The organism is Microbulbifer mixtoriginis (SeqCode), from assembly GCF_052468275.1.
In genome coordinates this window covers 2,847,641-2,868,454 of sequence record NZ_CP174341.1, presented here as the reverse complement: position 1 = coordinate 2,868,454, position 20,814 = coordinate 2,847,641, and the positions used below count along the sequence as shown (strand labels likewise).

17 protein-coding genes are annotated in these 20,814 nt (G+C 50.5%); 9 read left to right on the top strand and 8 right to left on the bottom strand.

Features of this window, described 5'->3' with window-relative positions:
- Positions 1-54: 54 nt before the first annotated feature.
- Complete coding sequence (locus ACJJIC_RS12565; protein WP_252085743.1) at positions 55-936, bottom strand: DMT family transporter; 882 nt, start codon at positions 934-936, stop codon at positions 55-57.
- A gap of 267 nt (positions 937-1,203) precedes the next feature.
- Between ACJJIC_RS12565 and ACJJIC_RS12560 the strand changes: the two genes are divergently transcribed.
- From ACJJIC_RS12560 to ACJJIC_RS12550, 3 genes are read left to right on the top strand one after another with little or no spacing between them, the layout of a single operon-like run.
- Positions 1,204-1,821, top strand: coding sequence for a trimeric intracellular cation channel family protein (locus tag ACJJIC_RS12560; RefSeq protein WP_252085742.1), 618 nt, complete (start codon positions 1,204-1,206; stop codon positions 1,819-1,821).
- Between the two features lie 52 nt (positions 1,822-1,873).
- Positions 1,874-3,517 carry an alpha/beta fold hydrolase gene (locus tag ACJJIC_RS12555; RefSeq protein ID WP_445357075.1) on the top strand — a complete coding sequence of 548 codons (1,644 nt, stop codon included), beginning with the start codon at positions 1,874-1,876 and terminating at the stop codon, positions 3,515-3,517.
- A gap of 35 nt (positions 3,518-3,552) precedes the next feature.
- The gene (locus tag ACJJIC_RS12550) at positions 3,553-4,392 is read left to right on the top strand and encodes a sulfurtransferase (RefSeq protein WP_445357074.1); all 840 of its coding nucleotides are present in this window, start codon (positions 3,553-3,555) and stop codon (positions 4,390-4,392) included.
- Positions 4,393-4,535: 143 nt separating this feature from the next.
- Here the strand turns inward: ACJJIC_RS12550 and msrA are convergent, their stop codons facing one another.
- The gene (gene msrA, locus ACJJIC_RS12545; protein ID WP_444885109.1) at positions 4,536-5,159 is read right to left on the bottom strand and encodes a peptide-methionine (S)-S-oxide reductase MsrA; all 624 of its coding nucleotides are present in this window, start codon (positions 5,157-5,159) and stop codon (positions 4,536-4,538) included.
- Positions 5,160-5,333: 174 nt separating this feature from the next.
- Between msrA and ACJJIC_RS12540 the strand changes: the two genes are divergently transcribed.
- Positions 5,334-5,861, top strand: a complete 528-nt coding sequence (locus ACJJIC_RS12540; protein WP_444885110.1) for a J domain-containing protein — start codon at positions 5,334-5,336, stop codon at positions 5,859-5,861.
- Between the two features lie 24 nt (positions 5,862-5,885).
- Here the strand turns inward: ACJJIC_RS12540 and ACJJIC_RS12535 are convergent, their stop codons facing one another.
- Genes ACJJIC_RS12535 through ACJJIC_RS12525 form a run of 3 tightly spaced genes read right to left on the bottom strand, consistent with a single transcriptional unit; the run spans position 5,886 to position 7,727 of the window.
- Positions 5,886-6,683, bottom strand: a complete 798-nt coding sequence (locus ACJJIC_RS12535; RefSeq protein WP_445357073.1) for a methyltransferase — start codon at positions 6,681-6,683, stop codon at positions 5,886-5,888.
- A complete protein-coding gene (locus ACJJIC_RS12530) occupies positions 6,680-7,009 on the bottom strand; it encodes a nucleotide pyrophosphohydrolase (protein WP_445357072.1) in 330 nt (109 codons plus the stop codon). Before ACJJIC_RS12530 ends, ACJJIC_RS12535 begins: the two co-directional genes overlap by 4 nt.
- On the bottom strand, positions 6,999-7,727 hold the full coding sequence (locus ACJJIC_RS12525) for a DUF599 domain-containing protein (RefSeq protein WP_252085735.1): 729 nt from the start codon (positions 7,725-7,727) through the stop codon (positions 6,999-7,001). Before ACJJIC_RS12525 ends, ACJJIC_RS12530 begins: the two co-directional genes overlap by 11 nt.
- Before the next feature lie 175 nt (positions 7,728-7,902).
- On the opposite strand from ACJJIC_RS12525, the gene ACJJIC_RS12520 reads away from it, so the two are divergent.
- The 4 genes from ACJJIC_RS12520 (at position 7,903) to ACJJIC_RS12505 (ending at position 14,234) form a co-directional block, all read left to right on the top strand.
- On the top strand, positions 7,903-10,812 hold the full coding sequence (locus ACJJIC_RS12520) for an insulinase family protein (RefSeq protein ID WP_445357071.1): 2,910 nt from the start codon (positions 7,903-7,905) through the stop codon (positions 10,810-10,812).
- Positions 10,813-10,933: 121 nt separating this feature from the next.
- The gene (cmoA, locus tag ACJJIC_RS12515) at positions 10,934-11,677 is read left to right on the top strand and encodes a carboxy-S-adenosyl-L-methionine synthase CmoA (protein ID WP_252085733.1); all 744 of its coding nucleotides are present in this window, start codon (positions 10,934-10,936) and stop codon (positions 11,675-11,677) included.
- Between the two features lie 6 nt (positions 11,678-11,683).
- Positions 11,684-12,661, top strand: coding sequence for a tRNA 5-methoxyuridine(34)/uridine 5-oxyacetic acid(34) synthase CmoB (cmoB, locus tag ACJJIC_RS12510; protein WP_252085732.1), 978 nt, complete (start codon positions 11,684-11,686; stop codon positions 12,659-12,661).
- Positions 12,662-12,848: 187 nt separating this feature from the next.
- A complete protein-coding gene (locus tag ACJJIC_RS12505; protein WP_445357070.1) occupies positions 12,849-14,234 on the top strand; it encodes an L-serine ammonia-lyase in 1,386 nt (461 codons plus the stop codon).
- A gap of 695 nt (positions 14,235-14,929) precedes the next feature.
- Here ACJJIC_RS12505 and ACJJIC_RS12500 read toward each other — a convergent pair.
- Positions 14,930-15,586, bottom strand: coding sequence for a zinc ribbon domain-containing protein (locus ACJJIC_RS12500; protein WP_445357069.1), 657 nt, complete (start codon positions 15,584-15,586; stop codon positions 14,930-14,932).
- A 1,348-nt stretch (positions 15,587-16,934) separates the two neighbouring features.
- On the bottom strand, positions 16,935-17,402 hold the full coding sequence (locus tag ACJJIC_RS12495; RefSeq protein ID WP_445357068.1) for a hypothetical protein: 468 nt from the start codon (positions 17,400-17,402) through the stop codon (positions 16,935-16,937).
- 128 nt (positions 17,403-17,530) lie between these two features.
- On the opposite strand from ACJJIC_RS12495, the gene ACJJIC_RS12490 reads away from it, so the two are divergent.
- Entirely contained in the window at positions 17,531-18,715 is a 1,185-nt protein-coding gene (locus ACJJIC_RS12490) for a serine hydrolase domain-containing protein (RefSeq protein WP_444898316.1), read from the top strand.
- 125 nt (positions 18,716-18,840) lie between these two features.
- Here ACJJIC_RS12490 and ACJJIC_RS12485 read toward each other — a convergent pair whose 3' ends face one another.
- A complete protein-coding gene (locus ACJJIC_RS12485) occupies positions 18,841-20,811 on the bottom strand; it encodes a hypothetical protein (RefSeq protein ID WP_444898317.1) in 1,971 nt (656 codons plus the stop codon).
- Positions 20,812-20,814: the final 3 nt, after the last annotated feature.

The following is a 20,814-nucleotide window of genomic DNA, read 5'->3' as shown; positions in this document are numbered from 1 at the left end:
CGGCATACGCGGGTGGCGCGCTCACAGTAAACTTTTCTCCCTTTTAGCGCACTGCTATTGCCTGGCCTGTGCCTCTATCGCCTGCACATTAATCACACAAAAAGCAATTCCGATAAAAACCAATAGAGATGCACCCCACTCCATCGCATCCATCGATTCGCCTAAAATCACCCAGGATCCCATCAAACCAAATACCGGTACCAGCAGCCCAAAGGGGGCAACAAAAGCAGCTGAATAACGCCTAATCAAGTCCCCCCACCAAACATAAGCGAGCAACGTAAGGAATAGACTTTGATAGAGGATCGCACCCCAGGCTATTGGCGAGGCCTCCAGTAAATGCTGAACGGGCTTTCGAGTTTCCAGGAAATAGGACAATACGAATAGAGGAATTGGCGGCACCAGCGATGCCCAGACCATCAGATGGAATAAATTTACTCCCCGCATTCTTTTCAAAGCCAGATTAGCAATGGCCCAAGCCATACCCGAGCCCATCAAGAGCAAAAACCCTTTCTGCGTTGTGGCCCCTCCCTTATCAGCATCAATGAAAAACAATGTAAAGCCAGCGGCCGCGATCAACAGACCCACAAGCTGCTGCCAACTTATTTTTTCCGCAAAAAAGCAGATACTGAAAATTAAGGTGAAAATCACTTGTGACTGCACCAGCAGCGAGGCAATTCCTGCCTGCGCATCAGTGCGCATCGCCAAGTAAACCAGTCCCGTAGTGAGAAGCTGTAAAAATACGCCTATCAGGACAACATTCCATACTGAGGTTTTTGGAAAAGGGAAAAACCAAACAAATGGAATAGACGCCAAGGCATATCTCATCGCCGTGAGCATCAAAGGGGGAACATCACTGAGAGCCAACTTAACAATCGGATAGGCCATACCAATGATGAATACACAAGCCAGTGCTTTTAAAATGCTATGAATTGGCATGTTAAGAGTTATCCATCCTGTGCTTCTGCCCGTTTCGCTGCCACTTCAGCAGGCTCTCTTTTTAGCGTTTATAGGGGGGTAAAAATTTTTGGAGCGGAAGAAAACAACTCCCCGCTTTGCCAAACATAGCAACCGCTAACGGAATTGCTCTAATGCCCCACTCTGCACGACCTCACACTTCTCTCCAGCGGTAAAGTAGACGATTCCCTTTGCTTAAATAGAAGTGCTATTCTCCCCTGCCCGCCAATTCCAGGATGTAATGATGATATGGATGAGCTGCTGCATTGGTTCGATATGATCGGTATCGCAGTCTTTGCCTTTAGTGGCGTACTCGCTGCAGGTCACAAGCAGATGGATTTATTTGGCGCAGTAGTGCTCGCCTGTGTTACCTCTACGGGAGGGGGCACCATCCGGGACATCATCCTCAATATCCCCGTATTTTGGCTGCAGGACACCTACTATTTGTGGATTGCTGTCGCGACCGGTGTAATTAGTTTTTACCTGATACGCTATCTACAGGTACCCATGCGTCTGCTGATGGTGGCAGACGCTATCGGCCTCTCGGTGTTTGTAGTAATCGGCACGCAGAAAGGTTTAGAACTTGGCTATTCCGCCACTATTGCGATCGTAATGGGCATGATGACCGCCACCTTCGGAGGAGTAATTCGCGATGTACTTTCCGGCGATATCCCATTGCTATTGCGCCGGGAGATCTATGCCACAGCAGCTCTTACCGGCGCCGCTGTATTAGTTGCCTTGGATGCCAGTGGTAAGTTGCCGGGGGATCTGGTGATTGCCATCGCTGTAGTGGTGACCTTGTCAATTCGCTTAGCGGCCTTGCGATGGAATCTATCCGCTCCCATTGCCCGATTTGGCAATCATTGAGCGGCTCAATTTACAAAACCCAGAACTTTTTCGGCCCACAGGAATACTCTTAGTGCGAAACTTCCGCCCACTGACCGCCTCCATCATTTTGATCGGCCTGCTGATGAGTGCCTGTGATCGGTCTGAACAAGGGACAACTTCCCCCGCAGCGAAAAAGCCCAGAAGTTATACCCACCTATACCCCAGATCCTGCTGGTTCAAAACAGACGACAGCTGGCCCGCCACTCAGTGCTTCATGATGGAAGTACCGGAGGATTACGCCCATCCAGAAAGGCGCAAAATCCGCTTCCCGGTTATACGCTTTCGCGCCAAAAATCCAGCGCCAAACAAGGCCCCGCTGCTGCATCTCGGGGCGGGTGGCCCCGGTGCCAGCATGGGCCTGGAACCAGAAAACGCCAGCGATTGGCTATGGTTGAATTACGCCGCCATGACTGTAGAGGATGGGCGCGACCTGATTGTGATAGACCCGCGCGGCACCGGCATGGCAAGGCCGCGCCTTACCTGCAGCGAATTTATCGAAGATGCGCAGACAGCTTTCCAGCGCAATCTCTCCCCGGAAGAAGAAGCGCGTGTCTTCGCCTTCAGTATGGAGCGCTGCTATAGCCGCCTGAGCAAGGGCGCAGATATGGCGCAATACAACAGCTCGGTGATTGCGCGGGATGTAGATGAACTCCGCAAGCGGTTAAAAATCGATAAACTCGACCTCTACGGCGTTTCCTACTCCTCTCGCTATGCCCTCACCTATGCGCGGGATTTCCCCGATTCAACCCGCGCCTTGGTACTCAACAGCGCCGTCTTTCCTAATATTGTCTACACCCAACAGTTGGCACAAGATTCACTGGCAGCTTACGAGCGCGGCCTCAAGCACTGTATTGAAGATGCGAAATGCAACAGCCGCTACCCAGACTTGCGCCGCCGCCTGGAAAATCTGGTGCAAACCCTGGATGAAGAACCGCGCACGATCTCCATCAAACACCGCTATTCCAACCAGCCCTATCCCTTTGTACTCACTGGCCAACGCTTGCTACGGGTACTGTTCCAAGCCCTATACAACGAGAACTTTTACAGTGAATTGCCAAAACTCATTGAGGGCCTGGAAAACAGTGGCGATGAAGGTCTGAAGCCCGCGCAAAAGGCCATAGGGCACTTTATGGAGATCGTATTGGACCCCTACTTCGGCGATGCCGCCGGAGTTAGCCATTTCTGCTATGAGGAAGCCCCCTTTGTCGATTTCGACGAGGCCCGCGAAAGCGCCGAGGACACAGGTATTCTCGGTGGCGCCGTGCGCTCAGACCTGGAGCTGCTGCAACTACAATGCCGAATCTGGGCGATCCCCGCCGCACCACTGCTGGAATCACAACCCATCGCCACTCCCGCGCCGGTTATGGTGTTACACGGCGGCCTAGATCCTGTTTTATCAGCCGAAGATGTAGATGTAGCGCGCAAGGCACTACCCAATCACCAGTGGCTGCTCTTCCCTCAATTAGCTCACGATATTATTTCCGCCAGCAGCTGTGCCGAAAAAGCGGCAGCACGCTTTCTCGATAACCCGACAAGCGACCAGACCGAGCCCACCAAAATCTGCCGCCAGCAGGAGCTGGCCGATCAGATCCAGGAAGAACAGCAGGGGCAGAACCAAGATGAACAGACAGAGGCTCCTTCCAGCGGAGTACAGGCCCCAGAAAGCAGCCCTTAATCAATTGGTGTCTTTGAACGACAGCAGGAAACAGCATGGACAGAGTTCGTAGCGCTTCGCTTATTGAGGTGGAAGACTTACAAGAATTAATCGCTAACAAAACCGTAGGGATTCTGGATTGTCGCTATGACCTCGCCGATAAGGAGAGTGGCGCCCTGGCGTATGCAGCGGGGCATATTCCCGGAGCCCACTATGCCAGCCTGCATAGGGACTTATCGGCCCCTACCCATCAATTGGGTGGGCGCCATCCTATGCCCAGCAGCGCCCAGTTCCAACAGTTCGCCCGCAAACTGGGGATCAACGCCGATACGCCAGTCGTTGTCTACGATGATAATCGCCTGGGCTTTGCCGCACGGGCTTGGTTCCTGTTTTTCTTCTTTGGCCACACTAATATTAAGGTTCTCAATGGGGGCCTGCGGGCTTGGCTCGATGCCGGCCTATCGCTAGAGACCCGTGAACCCGCCACCACACCAGAGGGTAATTTCAAAGCAAACCCCAAAGATAACCTGCTGGTGCACTACGAAACCCTCAAGGCCTCCCTGGGCAACGCACCCTGGCAGCTGATCGATGCCCGCGATAAGGATCGCTTCGCCGGAAAACACGAACCCATAGACCCTATTGCCGGCCATATTCCCAGTGCGATTAACCAACCCTGGCGCGAAATGACCGATGATGTGGGTAAAGTGAAGTCAACTGCAGCACTCCAAGCACTATGGGACGCTCGCTCCGATGGACGCCCTATTCTGAATTACTGCGGCTCCGGGGTGACAGCTTGTGTGAACTATTTTGCCCAACAACTTGCCGGACGCCGGGACTCCCTGCTCTATCCCGGCAGCTGGAGTGACTGGTGCGCGCATCAGCGACAAGGGAAATAAAGCGGAAAGCAGCACCCTCAATAAACGCACCATGAGCTGACATGACAGACCATGAAAAAGCTGAGTAAGAAATAAAATGAGATTAATGGGCAGGCAGGATTAAGGGGCGGTGGTTACCGCCCCTCTGGCCAAACGGATCTGACTCAATCGTACATGGGGTTGCGCAATATTGGACAGATGGCCTCTTTATTTTTCGCCATATACTGCTGGTGGTATTCCTCGGCGTAATAAAATGGCTGGGCCATGCTGATTTCGGTAGTAATCTCACCGCGCTGCTTTTCGTTCAAGGCTGCTTGCACCGCTTCTTTACTCGCTTCCGCTTCTTTCTTTTGCCCCTCGTGAGTGCAGAAAATACAGGAGCGGTATTGGGAACCGATATCATTGCCCTGGCGCATTCCCTGGGTGGGATCATGCATATCCCAAAAAGTTTTTAGTAATTCCGAGTAGCTGACCTTGTTGGGGTCAAACACTACCTTAACGACTTCGGCATGCCCGGTACGCCCACTACATACCTCATCGTAATTCGGATTCTCGGTGGCACCATCCGAGTAACCCACCGCAGTGGCATAGACACCGTCAATGTCCCAAAACTGTTTCTCTGCACCCCAGAAACACCCCATGCCAAAAATTGCGACTTCCATGCCTTCGGGGAATGGCTCCTGGATTGAATTGCCGTTGACATGATGGATACCGGTGATTTCCATCGGCTGTGGTCGGCCGGGCAAAATCTGATCCGCATCCGGGATCTGGAATTTGTCGTATTGCATACTGTTATCTCAAGTGCTGAAATTTTCTTCAAACAGGATAGCCACAAGCCCTCATTCCGCCCAGAGATTGGAAAGGCTTGAGGCGAGCCATGTTAACCTGACAATCCATGGGATCGAAAAGATATTTAAGCCCTGGGCACAAACTTGGCAAGTGCAGAACCTAAGGAGCCGCCATTGGCACGTTTAATTCTTCTAATACTGATCTTACTCGGCATCTGGTATGCCTGGCAGAAAATCAAGTCCAGCTCAAAAGGCGATAGGCGCAAGCAGATTTTCTTTATCACCCTACTGGGTGCAGCAGTCATCGTAGTGTTACTAGCCGTCAGCGGAAGGCTGCACTGGGTCGGTGCCATGGTTCTGTTGATCCTACCGGTGCTGGGCCGCCTGCTCAATCAACTCACTCGTTTAATGCCCTGGCTGGCCCCCTTGTTCGAGCGTTATGCGCGCAATCGACAAAATCAAAGCCAACAACAAGAACAAGAACCCCATCAGGAACAAAAAGCCGCCCAGGCCGACCAAGGGCCGCCTCTGAGTGAACACGAAGCGCGACGAATTCTAGGCGTTGGCGCCAATGCCGGACGCGATGAAATTATCGGCGCTCACCGCAAGCTTATTCAAAAACTACACCCGGATCGTGGCGGCAACGACTATCTAGCTTCAAGAGTAAATGCCGCCAAAGAACTGCTGCTGAATACGCTCTGATCGCGACTATTTATCAGGGCAAGGTTATTCTGGTACACGACACAAGAGGTGAACATAGCGCGCCAACTGGCGATAAGGGTCGGTCTGAGAATACTCCAATTCTTTTTGTACAATTGCCGCAGCGGGTAACTTGTCACGAATAGCAGGCGTCATAAAATCGTGAAAGCAACGAATACCGCTGTGGCAGGTCACCTCAAAACCGGCCTCCTGCAGCCAATCACTCACCCACTCCAATAGCAGTGGGTTTTGTGGTGTCAGGCTCCCGGGGTGCCCACCCCAATAGTCTTCATCGATATTGCGCTCCAGCTGGCGAAAACTGCCACGCTGCAACAAGCGAAACTCCAGCGCGCGCCGATTGTAAAAAGTGAGGGACAAATGGCCACTCGGCTTGAGCAAACGGTGTAGCTGCTGTAAGGCCAAGCGTGGCTCCTCCAGCCATTCAAGCACTGCATGGCAAATCACAATGTCCGCGCCCTGCAACGCTTTCATCTGTGCCAGCGCCTGTAGGGGCTTGTGCAAAAGGGTTACTCGCTTTTGTAAATGTCTCGCCTCAACTTCAGCGGCTGCGTGCTCCAGCATTTGTGCCGAAATATCTGCCAAGTACACCTGATGCCCCGCAGCCGCCAGGTCCATGGCAAAGTGCCCCTGGCCACCGCCTGCATCCACGATTTTTAAGGTGCGCGATTCCCGGCTGACGATCGCAGCTAAATCCCGATTCAACACCGCCAGACGGATATCCCCCTTGAGGCCGCCATAAATACGATCGCGAAATCGATGCGCCAGGTCATCAAAGTTCCTGTCGCTAAAATCTACCTCACTCATGGAGCCCCACCATTTACAACTTCTATCGCGCGGCGCTCGTTTTCCGCAATCTTATCGCGCAGCGCTAAATCCATATTCACCCCCAGCACCTCTGCCAACTTACACAGGTACATTTGGATATCCGCCAGCTCTGCAGCAACTTCTCTAGCATTCTCACTCTGCATCAGCGAATGAATATCCGCGTCTTCGAACCATTGAAAATGCCGATTCAACTCGGCCACCTCTACCGAAAGTGCCACCCCCAGATTCTTTGCAGTATGTAGTTGCTCCCAGCCCCGTAGCTTGGCCACCTTGTCAAAAGCCGCCACAATTTCACTATTTTCCACTGAACTTCTTCCTCTGCTGCCTCTCCAGGCCGCCCTCCCGCGCCGCCAAAATCGAGTTGAGTGCGCGGGACATAAATTCCCGCCGATACAAGACACAAACCACAAAAAGGTAACCGGCAATAAACAGCAGCGGATGGATAAACCAGCCCAGCACTGACATGGAGAAGTAATAGGAGCGCAGCCCGTAGTTATAACTGTGCCCGGCGTGGTCGATCACCTTAGCGGTGCTGATAGCAAAACGAAGGCGCTCATCCTCCGACAGTTCACCCGCTTCCGGCGGAGGTGCGGCTCCAATCAACACATTGGCAAACGAGTATTGGCGCAGGGACCAGGTGAAATTGAAAAAGGCGAAAATAAAAATCAGGATAAGCAGCATCACTTTCAGTTCAAACTGCTCAACCGTGGTAGGCTCGGCAAAAGGCAAGCTGGTAAGCACTTCGATGGCAGCTTTGTTCGCCGTCAAGGCCGTCACCAGGCCCGCCAAAATCAGAATACTAGTGGAGGCAAAAAAACCAATCACCCGCTCCAGGTTACTGAGGATTGCGGTATCTGCCATGCGCATATCCCGATCGAGCATGCGCAGCATCCACTCCACCCGGTACCACTGTAATGATGATGTGAGACACCAAGTCTCTTTGGCTTTCTTGCGTGCAAAGACGGTGTAACCGACCCATGTGATTAAAAAGCCAGTGACGCTGGCGATATCCAACCAGGACAACCTCTATCTCCCTGTTCGTCTACATTTATGCCGGGGCTTCGGTAGGTGAAGTCTTCGCCTTGCTGACATCCTTGTCAACACTGTCTTTCCGGTGTGTGCAAGCGGTAGAATAGCGCCCTTTCGCCGGCAGCAGAGGCCGGCCAGAAAATTTTCTATAACTCCAGGGAGCTGTCTTTTGAACAACTCACATCCTGCATTTGAACTGGTTACCAGCGCAGATATCGATTCCCTCGGCGTACGTGTCGAGGAATACCGCCACACCACCACCGGTGCCCAACACCTGCACATTGCCGCAGACAACGCGGAAAATGTTTTCCTGGTGGCACTGCGCACTGTGCCTCACGATTCCACCGGTGTGGCCCATATTCTTGAGCACACCGCACTGTGCGGCAGTGACAAATACCCGGTGCGCGACCCTTTCTTTATGATGATTCGGCGTTCACTCAACACCTTTATGAATGCCTTCACCAGCTCGGACTGGACCGCCTACCCCTTTGCCAGCCAGAATCGCAAGGATTTCAATAACCTTCTCGATGTCTACCTGGATGCGGTATTTTTCGCCACACTGGACCCACTGGATTTTGCCCAGGAAGGGCACCGCCTGGAATTCGCCGAAACTGAAAACACCAGCAGCGAGCTGGTATACAAAGGCGTGGTGTTCAATGAAATGAAGGGCGCCATGAGTTCGGTCAGCTCGCAGCTTTGGCACACCCTGAGTAAATATCTGTTCCCCACCACAACTTACCACTTCAACTCCGGTGGCGAGCCTACAGATATCCCCAAACTCAGTTATGAAGAATTGGTAGATTTCTACCGCAGTCACTACCACCCCAGCAACGCCATTTTTATGACTTTCGGCGATATTTCCGCCGCCGAACACCAGGCAGCTTTCGAAGAAAAAGCGCTGCACAAATTTGAGAAGCTGGACAAGACGATCGAAGTGGGCCGCGAAGACCGCTATCACGCCCCGCTCAAGGTGGAAGAACACTACCCGCTTAGTGGTGAAGCACTGGAAGAAAAAACCCATATCGTTCTGAGCTGGCTACTCGGCGACGTTACCGATCTGGAAGAGGCACTCACTGCACACCTGCTCGCCGGCGTGCTGCTGGATAACAGCGCCTCCCCACTGATGAAACTGCTCGAGACCACTGACCTCGGCACCTCCCCCTCCCCCCTTATCGGGCTGGACGATTCCCAGCGGGAGCTGGTATTTGTTTGTGGCATTGAAGGCAGCGAGCGCGAGCGCGCCGACGAGCTAGAAAAACAAGTGCTCTCCGTATTGGAAGAAGTCGCCGAGAAAGGCATCCCCTACGAGCAAGTAGCTGCCAGTCTGCATCAGTTGGAACTGCAGCAGCGCGAAATTGGAGGCGATGGCTACCCCTATGGCCTGCAGCTGATCCTTACCGCACTCACCGGCGCCACTCACCGCGGTGATGCGGTTGGCCTGCTGAATATCGACACTACCCTGGAAAAATTGCGCGATCAGATCAAAGACCCGATGTTTATCGCCAATAAAGCGCGCGAACTCCTACTGGAAAACCAGCACCGCGTGCGCCTGGTAATGAGCCCGGACGATAAACTGGCCGGGCGTAAAGAGCAGGCGGAAAAGGAACAGCTGGCACAGATCAAAGCGCGCCTTAGCGAGCAGGAAAAAGCGCAAATAGTCGAAACTGCCAAGGCCCTCACGGACCGCCAGAATCGCGAAGATGATGCCTCCATCCTGCCCAAAGTGGGTGTAGAGGATATCCCCGCGGAAATGCCCGATGTCGAGGGTGAAACCACTGAGATCGGCGAACAAAAACTCACCCGCTACAGCGCTGGCACCAATGGTCTGGTTTACCAACAAATGGTGTGCGCCCTGCCGGAATTCAGCGAAGAAGAAAAGGCACTACTGCCCTACTACTGCCAGGTATTGAGCGAGGTTGGCCTCGCCGATAAAGACTACCTGGAGGTCCAGCAGTGGCAGACCCGTGTCGCCGGTGCTCTGCATGGCTTCACCAGCAGCCGCACCGCCATCGACAACCTCGATCACTTGTCCGGCCACTTTATTCTCTCCGGCAAGGCGCTCTCTCGAAACCAGGGTGAACTGACCGAGCTGATGCAGGCCACTATGGCACAGGTGCGCTTCGATGAGCACGCCCGTATCAAAGAGTTATTGCAACAGACCCTGGCGCGCCGCGAACAGGGTGTTGTCGGCAACGGCCATGCTCTCGCCATGGCGGCGGCAAGTGCCGGTTATAATCGCGCAGCCTGGGAGAGCCATGCCAGCGGCGGACTGCTTGGCCTGCGCAACCTGAGAGCCATGGTCAAAGGACTCGATGAGAAAGATGGCCTGCAGCAACTTTCTGCGCACTTCCAGGCAATCCACAACAAGATCCTCGCCGCCCCGCGCCAGTTCTTGCTTATTGGCGAAGAGGAAAAACTCAGTGACTTCAGCCAGGCACTGGCACCACTTATCTCTTCATCCAGCACGGCTGCGGCCAATCCGGACGCGCCTTTCGAGCGCAGACGGGTACAGGAGCTCTGGGTGGCCAACAGCCAGGTGAATTTCTGCTCCAAAGCCTACGCCACCGTACCCATGTCGCACCCGGATGCCGCGCCGCTGTCCGTATTGAGCGGTTTCCTGCGCAATGGCTTCCTGCACCGCACGATTCGCGAACAGGGCGGCGCCTACGGTGGTGGTGCCGGGCACGACAGCAATATCGGGGTATTCCGCTTTTACTCTTATCGCGATCCGCGTATGGGAGAAACCCTAGAGGACTTCGATGCCTCCCTGCAGTGGCTGGCCGAAGGCAAGCACAAAGAAGAGCAAGTGGAGGAGTCCATCCTCGGTGTGATTGGCGGCCTGGATAAACCCGGCTCCCCCGCCGGCGAGGCCAAAAAGAATTTCCACTCAGGCCTCTATGGACGCAGCCACGAAGTACGCCAGCAGTTCCGCAAGCGGGTGACCGAAGTTACTTTGCAAGACCTGCAGCGCGTTGGTGCCACTTACCTGGAACCGTCAAAAGCCAGCACCGCGATTGTTACCGGCCCCCAGGGCAGTGAAGCGGCTGCGAAGCTCAACCTGCAAGAAGAAAAACTGTAATTGAGCCTGGCCCCGGCAGTATCTACTGCCGGGGCGCCGGTTTAACCCGTTTGCAGATAAATAGTACTCGGCAGTAATCATTTCTCCTGGATCCATGCCGTGATCCCTAAGCGAAGTTCCGATGAGCAAACAAGATAATATCTACGCAAACCCACTGGGCCAGGTGGCCGGCTTTGAATTTGATCGGCAGGTGGTGCAAGTCTTCCCGGACATGATCAAGCGCTCCGTGCCCGGCTACACCACCATCGTGGCCATGATCGGCACCCTCGCGGAACGCTATGCCCAAGCGGGCAGCCGTTGTTATGACCTGGGCAGCTCACTGTGTGCCGCCACCCTGGCCATGCGCCACCGTATTCCCGCAGCAGACTGCGAAATCATTGCCGTAGATAATTCCGAAGCGATGGTATCCCAGGCGCGCACTGTACTCGAAGCGGATAGCGGTGAAGTACCCGTGCAACTCATTTGCGACAACCTGCAAAACGTAGCGATTGAAAACGCCTCCGTTGTGGTACTGAATTTCACCCTGCAATTTATTCCGGTTGAGGAGCGCGAGGAAATCCTGCGCAAAATCCAGCAGGGACTGCGCCCCGGCGGCATCCTGATTATTTCCGAGAAAGTGGACTTCGCCGATAAAGACCACAATGAACTGATGATTGAGTTACACCACTCTTTCAAGGCCGCCAATGGCTACAGCGCACTGGAAATTGCACAGAAACGTTCCGCTTTAGAAAATGTGCTGATTCCAGAGACCTTAGACACCCACCGATCTCGTCTTAAGAGCGTCGGCTTCACTAGCGTCGATGTCTGGTTCCAATGTTTTAACTTTGCCTCCCTGATCGCTATCAAAGGCAGCCCCGATAAGTAACTACCCGTGATTGACTACACCCAACTCTACCAAGGCTTGCAACATATCCCAGAGCTGCGCAGCTGGCTGGCTCAGCTTCCTCAACAGGTAGCCGAAAACCTTAGCCCTCATCGCTGGGGCGACCTGCCCGACTGGCGCGCAGCTGTCGAAGCCCTACCGAATATCGCTCCCTCCAGCATCGAGCTCAGCAATAGCGTGCGTATCGGCAAGGCCAGCGACGCCTCGCCTCAGCAATTACAGCGACTGGAACAGGAACTGAGAAAACTACACCCCTGGCGCAAAGGCCCCTGGGAAATATTTGGCCTGCCTATCGATACCGAGTGGCGCTCCGATTGGAAGTGGGACCGGGTGCTGCCGCACCTCGCTCCTATGGAAAACAGACTGGTACTGGATGTTGGCTGCGGCAACGGCTACCACTGTTGGCGCGCCTATGGCGCTGGGGCCCGGCGGGTGATCGGCATAGATCCCTCGGCAAAATTCGTCGCGCAGTTTTACGCCCTGAAAAAATATCTCGGCGACGAACAGCCGGTAGACCTGCTGCCACTCGGCATCGAAGCCCTGCCCGCAAATCTGCGCGCCTTCGATACCACCTTTTCAATGGGTGTGCTCTACCACCGCCGCTCGCCGATGGACCACCTGCGCGAACTGCGTGAGACCTTACGCCCTGGTGGACAACTGGTGCTGGAGACCTTGGTGATTGATGGCGGGCTCGGGGATTGCCTGGTGCCAGAGGGCCGCTACGCTAAAATGCGCAATGTATGGTTCTTTCCCAGCTGCGCAACCCTGGAAAGTTGGCTGCGCAAGTGCGGTTTTCGCAATCCTAGGACAGTAGACTTGAATATCACCAGCCTGGAGGAACAGCGACGCACCGACTGGATGCACTTTGAATCACTGGCCGACTTTCTCGATCCGCAATCACCGGACAAAACAGTAGAAGGTCACCCCGCGCCCAAACGGGCTGTTTTGGTCGCGGAAGCGCCATAGCTTGTTTCACAGCCACAATCTGGAAACTCATAAATTCCGCAAAAGCCGTAACAAATAGAATTTTGTACGGAATAGCGACTGCCATCTTGATTGTTGCGCCTTGTAGGGCAAAGTGCGCCCCCAAATGGTGCAACTATATCCTTAAGGGAAGGCCGCGACTGTCTGCGGCCCAGCGCAGAGAATTTATATGAGTATTAGCGTATTTGAACTGTTTAAAATTGGCGTAGGCCCCTCTAGCTCCCATACGGTGGGCCCAATGGTCGCCGCCCGCCAATTTGTTCAGGACCTGCGCGACCGCGACCAACTCGCAAAAACCGACCGCATTCAAGTACACCTTTACGGTTCCCTGGCCCTGACCGGTATCGGCCACGGCACCGATATGGCGGTACTGATGGGACTGCTTGGCCAAACCCCCGATACCATCAATGTCGATAGTATCGATGAGAAGATGGCCGCCATTCACAGCGAAAAAGCGCTGACACTTAATGGTGACCACAAAATAGAATTTGTTCGCGATCGCGACCTGCTCTTCCATATGGAAGAGTTCCTACCGCAACACTCCAACGGCATGACCTGCCAAGCCTATTGCGGCGAAGAACTGCTATTCGAGCGCAGTTATTTTTCCATCGGCGGCGGCTTTATTCTCTCAGAGGAAGACTTCGCTCACAAAGAAGAAATTGCCACGCTGCTGCCCTACGATTTCAGTAGTGCCGAACAGCTGATGAAGATCTGCGACCAACACGACTGGACCATTGCCGAGTTGGCCATGGAAAACGAAAAAGCATTTCGCAGCGAGCAGGAAGTCAAAGACCGCCTGTGGAATATCTGGAAAGTGATGAAAGCCTCCATAGAGCGGGGCTGCCAACAAAAAGGGATTCTGCCCGGCGGCCTGAAGGTACGCCGCCGAGCCGCCGAGCTCTATCAGGAGTTGAGCAAACAAACAGCGGAAGAGCGCAATCGCGGCCTCGCCATCCTCGACTGGGTGAGTTTGTTCGCGCTTGCAGTCAATGAAGAAAATGCTGCTCGCGGACGTATCGTTACCGCTCCCACCAACGGGGCTGCCGGTGTTATTCCCGCAGTGATCGCCTATTACGTGGAATTTGTGCACGATCCGAAAGTGCACGGAGAACTCAAAGAGCAGGTGGTGAAATTTATGCTCACTGCCGGCGCCATCGGCATGCTATTTAAGAAAAATGCCTCTATCTCCGCCGCCGAAGTGGGCTGCCAGGGTGAGATCGGCGTAGCCTGCTCAATGGCCTCCGCAGGCCTGGCCGCCGTGGAAGGCGGCAGTAATCAGCAAATCGAAAACGCTGCCGAGATTGGCATGGAGCACAACCTGGGCCTCACCTGCGATCCCATCGGCGGCCTGGTGCAAGTGCCCTGTATCGAACGCAACACCATGGGCGCGGTAAAAGCCATCAACGGCGCACGCCTGGCCCTACGCGGTGACGGCTCCCATATCGTACCGCTAGATAGCGTGATCGAAACCATGCGCCAGACCGGTATCGATATGCAGAGCAAATACAAAGAAACTTCCTTGGGTGGGCTGGCGGTTAACGCCGTTAACTGCTGATGGGTTTCTTTATGCCGGGGCTGGGTTTGGCCTCGTTACTCTATTTATGCTTAGGGGTTCAATTGGGAGGCACTATTATTTTGACCTAATTGAGAGGTGTAAAATTATTACGTCCATTACTTGATTTATCCTATAAAAAAAGACTCATCGCTTAGTGTGCAACAAAGCCTCTTCCTCTGATCTTCTTCTGGATAGCCTGCTGAGTCGTAAAGATCTCATCTGCATGGCTGGGAAATTGCCCCTTTTGGGTCGCTCGGCGGGAGAGCTGCTTACCCTCTTATCATGACTTCTCCACATATCAATTTCATTATAGGAGTAACTAAATAGCTTCTAAGGCTTAATCATCACTTTTCCCTAATTCAATTCTTTCCCCTCTATCTCTTGCAGCTACTAATGCACTAAATTAATTTGGAGTTACATTTTACTAAATCCACCCCTGGGAAAATGGCAACCTCAAAACAAAAAATGCCTACAAAGCCTCATTTAGGCTCTACAAGCATTTTGAACGAAGATTAAAGAGTTAAACTACTACTTTGCCGAATTATTAATAATAGACTCTTTGGCGTCCTGGGTAAGCACTACTGAGCCCGCAATACTCAGAATGTATAATGAAAAAATAAAGTACGAACACTAAACTAACCTAGGACTAACCTAAATAATAACCACCTTTAAACTCATTGACTTCTCAAATAGATCTATATTTTTCCTGGCTCTGCCCTAACGTCTATTACAGACTCAAAAGTTGGGGAATAATCGCATTCGTACACATGATTTTGAAAAGCTCCAAAACCATTCTGGAACTGTATTTTGTCTCCGATATAAGTGACAACACCCGCACTTATATCTTTCCAACGATAATAACTAAATTTTGGCTCCAACCAGGCATTAGTCCATCTGTGACTATATTCTGCAAGCTGTTCAATATACCGATTACAGTGTACCGTTGCTGAAATGAAGTTTTCTTCAGCCCAACACTTCAAATCTTTACGACATTCAGTTTGTTCGGCAGCAACTTGTTCTGGTATTTTTTGCGGTTTAGAGCTAACTTCGGCTGCAGCGGGGGACATTTGCCCCTCATCAGTAGGGATACTCCACATATATAAGAAGACAATTAACATCCAAAGAAAGGAAACTGTTCTTATAGTGTTAGAATACTCTTTTTTTAGGGTGACCCAAGAAAAAATCAAAGGAAACAAAAATATCCCCAAACATAGCATGCCGCCAATAGATTTAACGTCCTTCCCAGCGGTCCCTTTAGACCCTTTAGATGCACTTGGATGACCGCAATTCGGGCAAGCTATAGCTTGCTTTGATATATCATTCCCACAAGCAGCGCACTCCACTAAATTCATACCCAAAAATTCCTTAGACTAATTCAGCTTTAGAGATTATCGATCATAAAGTGATCTAAGCTTATTTATACCTTGATAGTTTTGTAGCAAATTATTATACGCCAATTTACCGAGTAAACTAAATAGACTGTAGTAATCAGCGATTCTCGGATAGCAAATTAAGTTTTTCCTTCGCTTTAGCAGGCGACATACCTTACTTGAGTTGGTAGCTGCACTACCAGTTGTTGTAAGTTATCAAGTAATGAGTGATGTATTGACTTGCTTTACATGTAACCGAGAGAAGGTATCCATTCATTTTTCAGATTCCGAAACAGTCTTCTAATTGTACACTCTCTCAGGAATTCCCACATCGACCCATGTTCTGGATCATTCCATAAGGCCAAGACCGTTGGCAGAACTGATGACTCATCCACTGATTGCCTTGATCCGAGTGAAATATACCCCACCGGCTATTCCTTACTGCTCTCAAGCCATCTTCAGCGCTTTTATCGTTAGTGGCTGGCTTACCAGGGAGGGCTCATCCAACGCTACCCGAGCATATAAAAGCTATGACGCTAGCTAGGTAACACCAGATTGAACCAGCCTCGATATAAGTATCATCACCACAATAATCATGATTAATTTTTTCCACTTTAAACCGGCGATCAAGTTCACTCAGTATATCCAAGTGCTCGACTATTGCTTTCTAATGATCATGAGGACTAGGTTGTTTACAAACCAAAGCCGCTTTACACATTAGCCTTCAGGCTTTTAAGCGCTCGATTGATATCCACTACTCATGAAGTAAACTTTCAATTGTACAGTTTCCTGCAAAACTACGACTGCCCTCGAATACCTCAATGACCTTGGAGTAAAGCTGCGCTCTGGGTACATCAACGGATGACCTTCCTTTTCCTATATTCGTAGTAGCATAATCAGGGTATTTCAAACTCTTTGCAGACCAGCTTAAAGAATTCCCGCTCACTCAATCGAGCCTATCAGCGAGTACGGTTTATCTCGCCCGATATCAAGTGAACGGTAGCCTATTTCATGCCTCTCCCTTTCTAGACAACCGATATGGGCTTCAAACTCCCGAGAGATCTATTGCTCAGTGAAAAATGCTCTACTTGCAGATATGCTTCCCCACACCTTACTTCTAGTTGCTTCAACCAACAGGCAGATGACCGATGTACTAATATCCAATGAACAGGCCGCTTCAGCTATTTATAGCCCAGATCTACTACCAGACGTTAAATTCAGGAGAAAAGGTCAACGTTGTCTACACTTTGAACAGATGTGTTTTCACAGCAATCTTACCACCCAAATTGGGGTCCAGGTTTAGTAGACCAGTCCACTTCCTCAAGACAATTTATTGTTTAATAGAATGCTCACCATCTGAATGAAGTGGAACTTCAGTAAGTGCCCGTTTTATTTCCTCGAGCTTTTCGAAAAGGCTGAACCCCAGATGTTTATTGAGCCTATCCAATGTACGCTCTAACTCCTGAAATGTTTCAAGTATTTTCTCTACCTGCAGCTTTCCTTTATCTGTCAGAAAGAAAAGCCTCCTTCGCTTATCACTTGAGTCATCTTCATGCTTAATGAGTGAGAGCTTAAGTAACTTCGGAAGTTTCTGCTTAATCAGCTGAGGGGAGGAGTCTGTCTCACGAGCAATTTCATTCAATGACAATCCATCCAATCGATGCAAAGTCACGATGATTGAGCAAGATTTAACCGGAACTTCCACACCATTTCTCGTGAGAATTATCTCGCACTGCTTGGTGATAAGAGTAGAGATAGTCTCCGCAGTCTTGCCAATAAAGTAATTCTCAGGGCTCATAAAAGACAACTCTCATCCATCTTTCAAATTAATTTGGGGCTCATCAGCAGAGTATTGATGCTTGATTCTACCATAATCTTCAAATATATTTATAAACATGTTTATAAATATATTTATGGAGGGTAGCAATGCGGACAAAATGGATCATCTTCACTCTTTTCTTACAGTCTTGGGGAGCGCTAGCTCAAACAAACTGCTCTGTTCAGTTACAAGACCTTTCAAAGGATATTGAAGCTCTTAGAGTTGAGGCCGATATACCGGGGATAGCGATAGGAGCAGCGTTAGACGGAGAATTGGTGTATGAAGAAGGTTTTGGCTTTGCTGACAAGTTACACAAAACACCGGTTACTCCCTCCACTATTTTCCAGATTGCCTCAGTAACCAAGCCAATCACAGCTTTGGCGGTAATGGAGATTGCTGATAAGCACTTGCTCGAACTAGAAAGTTCTGTGGCCCTTGGACCAGGCTCTCTCCTAGCGAACCCCCATCACCCCTCAAAGGAAATCACCCTACTCCAATTGCTTACACATACATCCAGCATAAAGGATGGTATGTATTATGAGGTGGATTTCAGAACACCCGGGCAAGATTCAGCAATGAAGCTTTCCGAGCTGCTGGAAGATGTCCTTCTAGAGAGCGGCAAATATTATTCAGCAGATAAGTCTTTCCTGAAATCCCCGCCCGGGGAGCAATGGAGCTACAGCAATATGGGCTACAACTTGTTGGGCAACTGGGCCGAGCAACAATCTGGATTGAATTTAAAAGATTGGACTCAGAAAAACTTCTTTGAGCCACTGGGAATGGATCATACTTTCTGGACTATAGCAGATACGTCTGGGTTAGAAGTCGCAACGCCTTATCAAACCCTTTCTGATGGCCAGCTAGTCGCAATTGCACAAAGTAGTACTCCCGGATATCCGGCAGGAATGTTGCGCTCAACAGTATCAGATTTGACAAAATTCTTTGGTGCGGTTGCTAATTCAGGTGTATTTATGAGGGAGACTATTTCCTCCCAAAAGGTGCTTCAAGAGATGTTTGCTGAGCGCTCCATGAGTGGCATTCCAGACCATCTGGAAAGTCAACTTGTTGCATGGAATAGCTATAACTACAAAAAGCGCTCCTATTTAAGCCATTGGGGTGGCAATATTGGGGTGTACACGGCTGCTTATGTTGCTCCTGAAACAGGGCTTGCACTTGTCATTCTCACCAACAGGAATGCAGAAAGACCTCAGATTAATATGCTTAAAGAGCTATCTAAAAAAATCTATGATGTAGTTGAAAGATGTAATACTAAGACTGCAGTGGAACGTTAAAATCACATTGAATAGATAAGACTTGAGCCTTTAATTATTTTAAACTCACTAAAGCGGTGCAATTATAAGCATCAGAAATTGCGAGGGTAGGCAAGCCTACCCCCGTATAAAGATGAATAGCTGGATTAGTTCACACTTTTAGAGTGGTAAACAATCGCTTGCCACACGTTTTGCTGACCGCCGATATAATTCTCAAAGGTAGGATTCTTGATATAGTTCCAGGCCACTTTGCCGTTACCTAGATACATCGGCTCATCCAATCCACCCCATCCATAATCGGTGAGTTTTACTGGCCCTTCAAGTACATTGAGGTCTGCGTCAATCTCCATCACATAGTAGGCTTTAGGTACCAACATACGCATAGCCTCGCCTTTCTTGTTGTAACTGCGATTGTAGGGAAGGTTATCGGAAATACACTGGAACTGTGCATAACCAAACAAGTAGCGGCCATTCTTCAAGTCGACGAGCTGGGGGTCACTAATTTGGCAGTCGGAATCTTCCGCCAACCAATTGATGCCAACTCCCTCAATATTACCTTCCCAATCAACCTTAGCAATACCTACACGAGTTAAGGATGATTCATCCAGGGCGCCGCCAGAATAGAGCCCTTGCCTTGGCATCAGTGAATAGTTACCCTCATCATATTCGATCTCTTCGAGATACGAGAAGAAGCAATTCTTATTGGCCTTAGCAGCACATTGATCATCAAAGGGGCCATCTCCACTGGTATCAATACCGAGTGTATCCTGTAAGAACCTATCCATATCCTCATCTTCGATGTACTTCGGCGAAACAACCACTGAGAGATTGGTATTAGCATCTACCGGAACGACTGTGTGCCCTCCCCCATTCGAAATCATTGCACTTGTTGTAGGAACGACGTGATTATAGGTGCCTTCCAAGATGGATGAGCCATCATCTTCCATTTTGATCGCAATTGCATTCAAGCCAGGTGAAGGGTGGTATTTATTTCCATCACTGGTGCAAAGCGCCCCAAACATTTCATTTCCAGGGTTATAGAAAGCCCGGATATTAAGTACGTGCCCATGCCCACATAACCAATCCCAGCCTCTACGATCATCTCCCGTCATTGTTAAGGACCAATCATCCCGATCAATCACGGTTAATCCCGCTGAATAATGAGAACCACTTGAGAGTACACGTGCAGTGACTGAAAAAGCATAATTTGTACGCCCTTTGCTGTCATTCTCAACATATATAAGCTCTTGGGTGCCTAAGTGGGTGCCGCCATGCATTTTGTTAACGACGTAAGCATCCGGTTTTTCAGATAAGGGTTTGTCATCCCACTCCATTAACCAAATCTGATCATTGTACTTTTTCTCATTATCAGTACCGGCAACACTAGCGAGGTTATCCTCGTTAATCTTCATTTTGCTAGTGCCATGCTCTTCCACTATGTCTTTCTTAATATCATAGCGCTCACTGGCTTTATATTCGGTGTTGCATAAAACAGCGACTCTAGAGCAATCTGCACTTGCAGTAATACCATGGGTTTCATAGCACTGTTTAAGGATTGTGGTATTACCCGTTTGATCGAAGCTTGAGGTTTCAGGGTTATACTGCAGCTCGTAAACAGAACCGTATGTTGGATCAGAAGCTTTTAACCCTTCTGATAATGTAGTGGATACGAACATCCGCGGCTTATCAGTATCCGTAGCGCAAGTTGCCGTATAGCTACGAATAGGGATGTCGATATTTTCTTCATCTTGCTCACTATCTGTTCGGCCAATATAGTGTGCAAGCTGGTAAACTTCTTGGGCGTTTACCATTGCATCAGGCAGGGTGATATCTGTAGCAGTTATAGTGGCAAACCCCAGATCGGAAGTAGAAACGTCTCCAACCGTTACCGTTGAGGGATCATTATCGGGAAGGGGCGTATCGCTCCCAGTATCGCCGGAACCACTATCACCTCCTTGGTTATCGCCACCCTGATCACCACCATTATTACTGCCACCATCACCCACAGCTGGTGTCTCAGGTTCAGAGTCTGAAGAACCGCCCCCTCCGCCGCTACACGCAGCCAAAGCTGCAGTTAATGCCAGCACCAATAGTTTCTTGCTAAATAACTTGTCCATAAT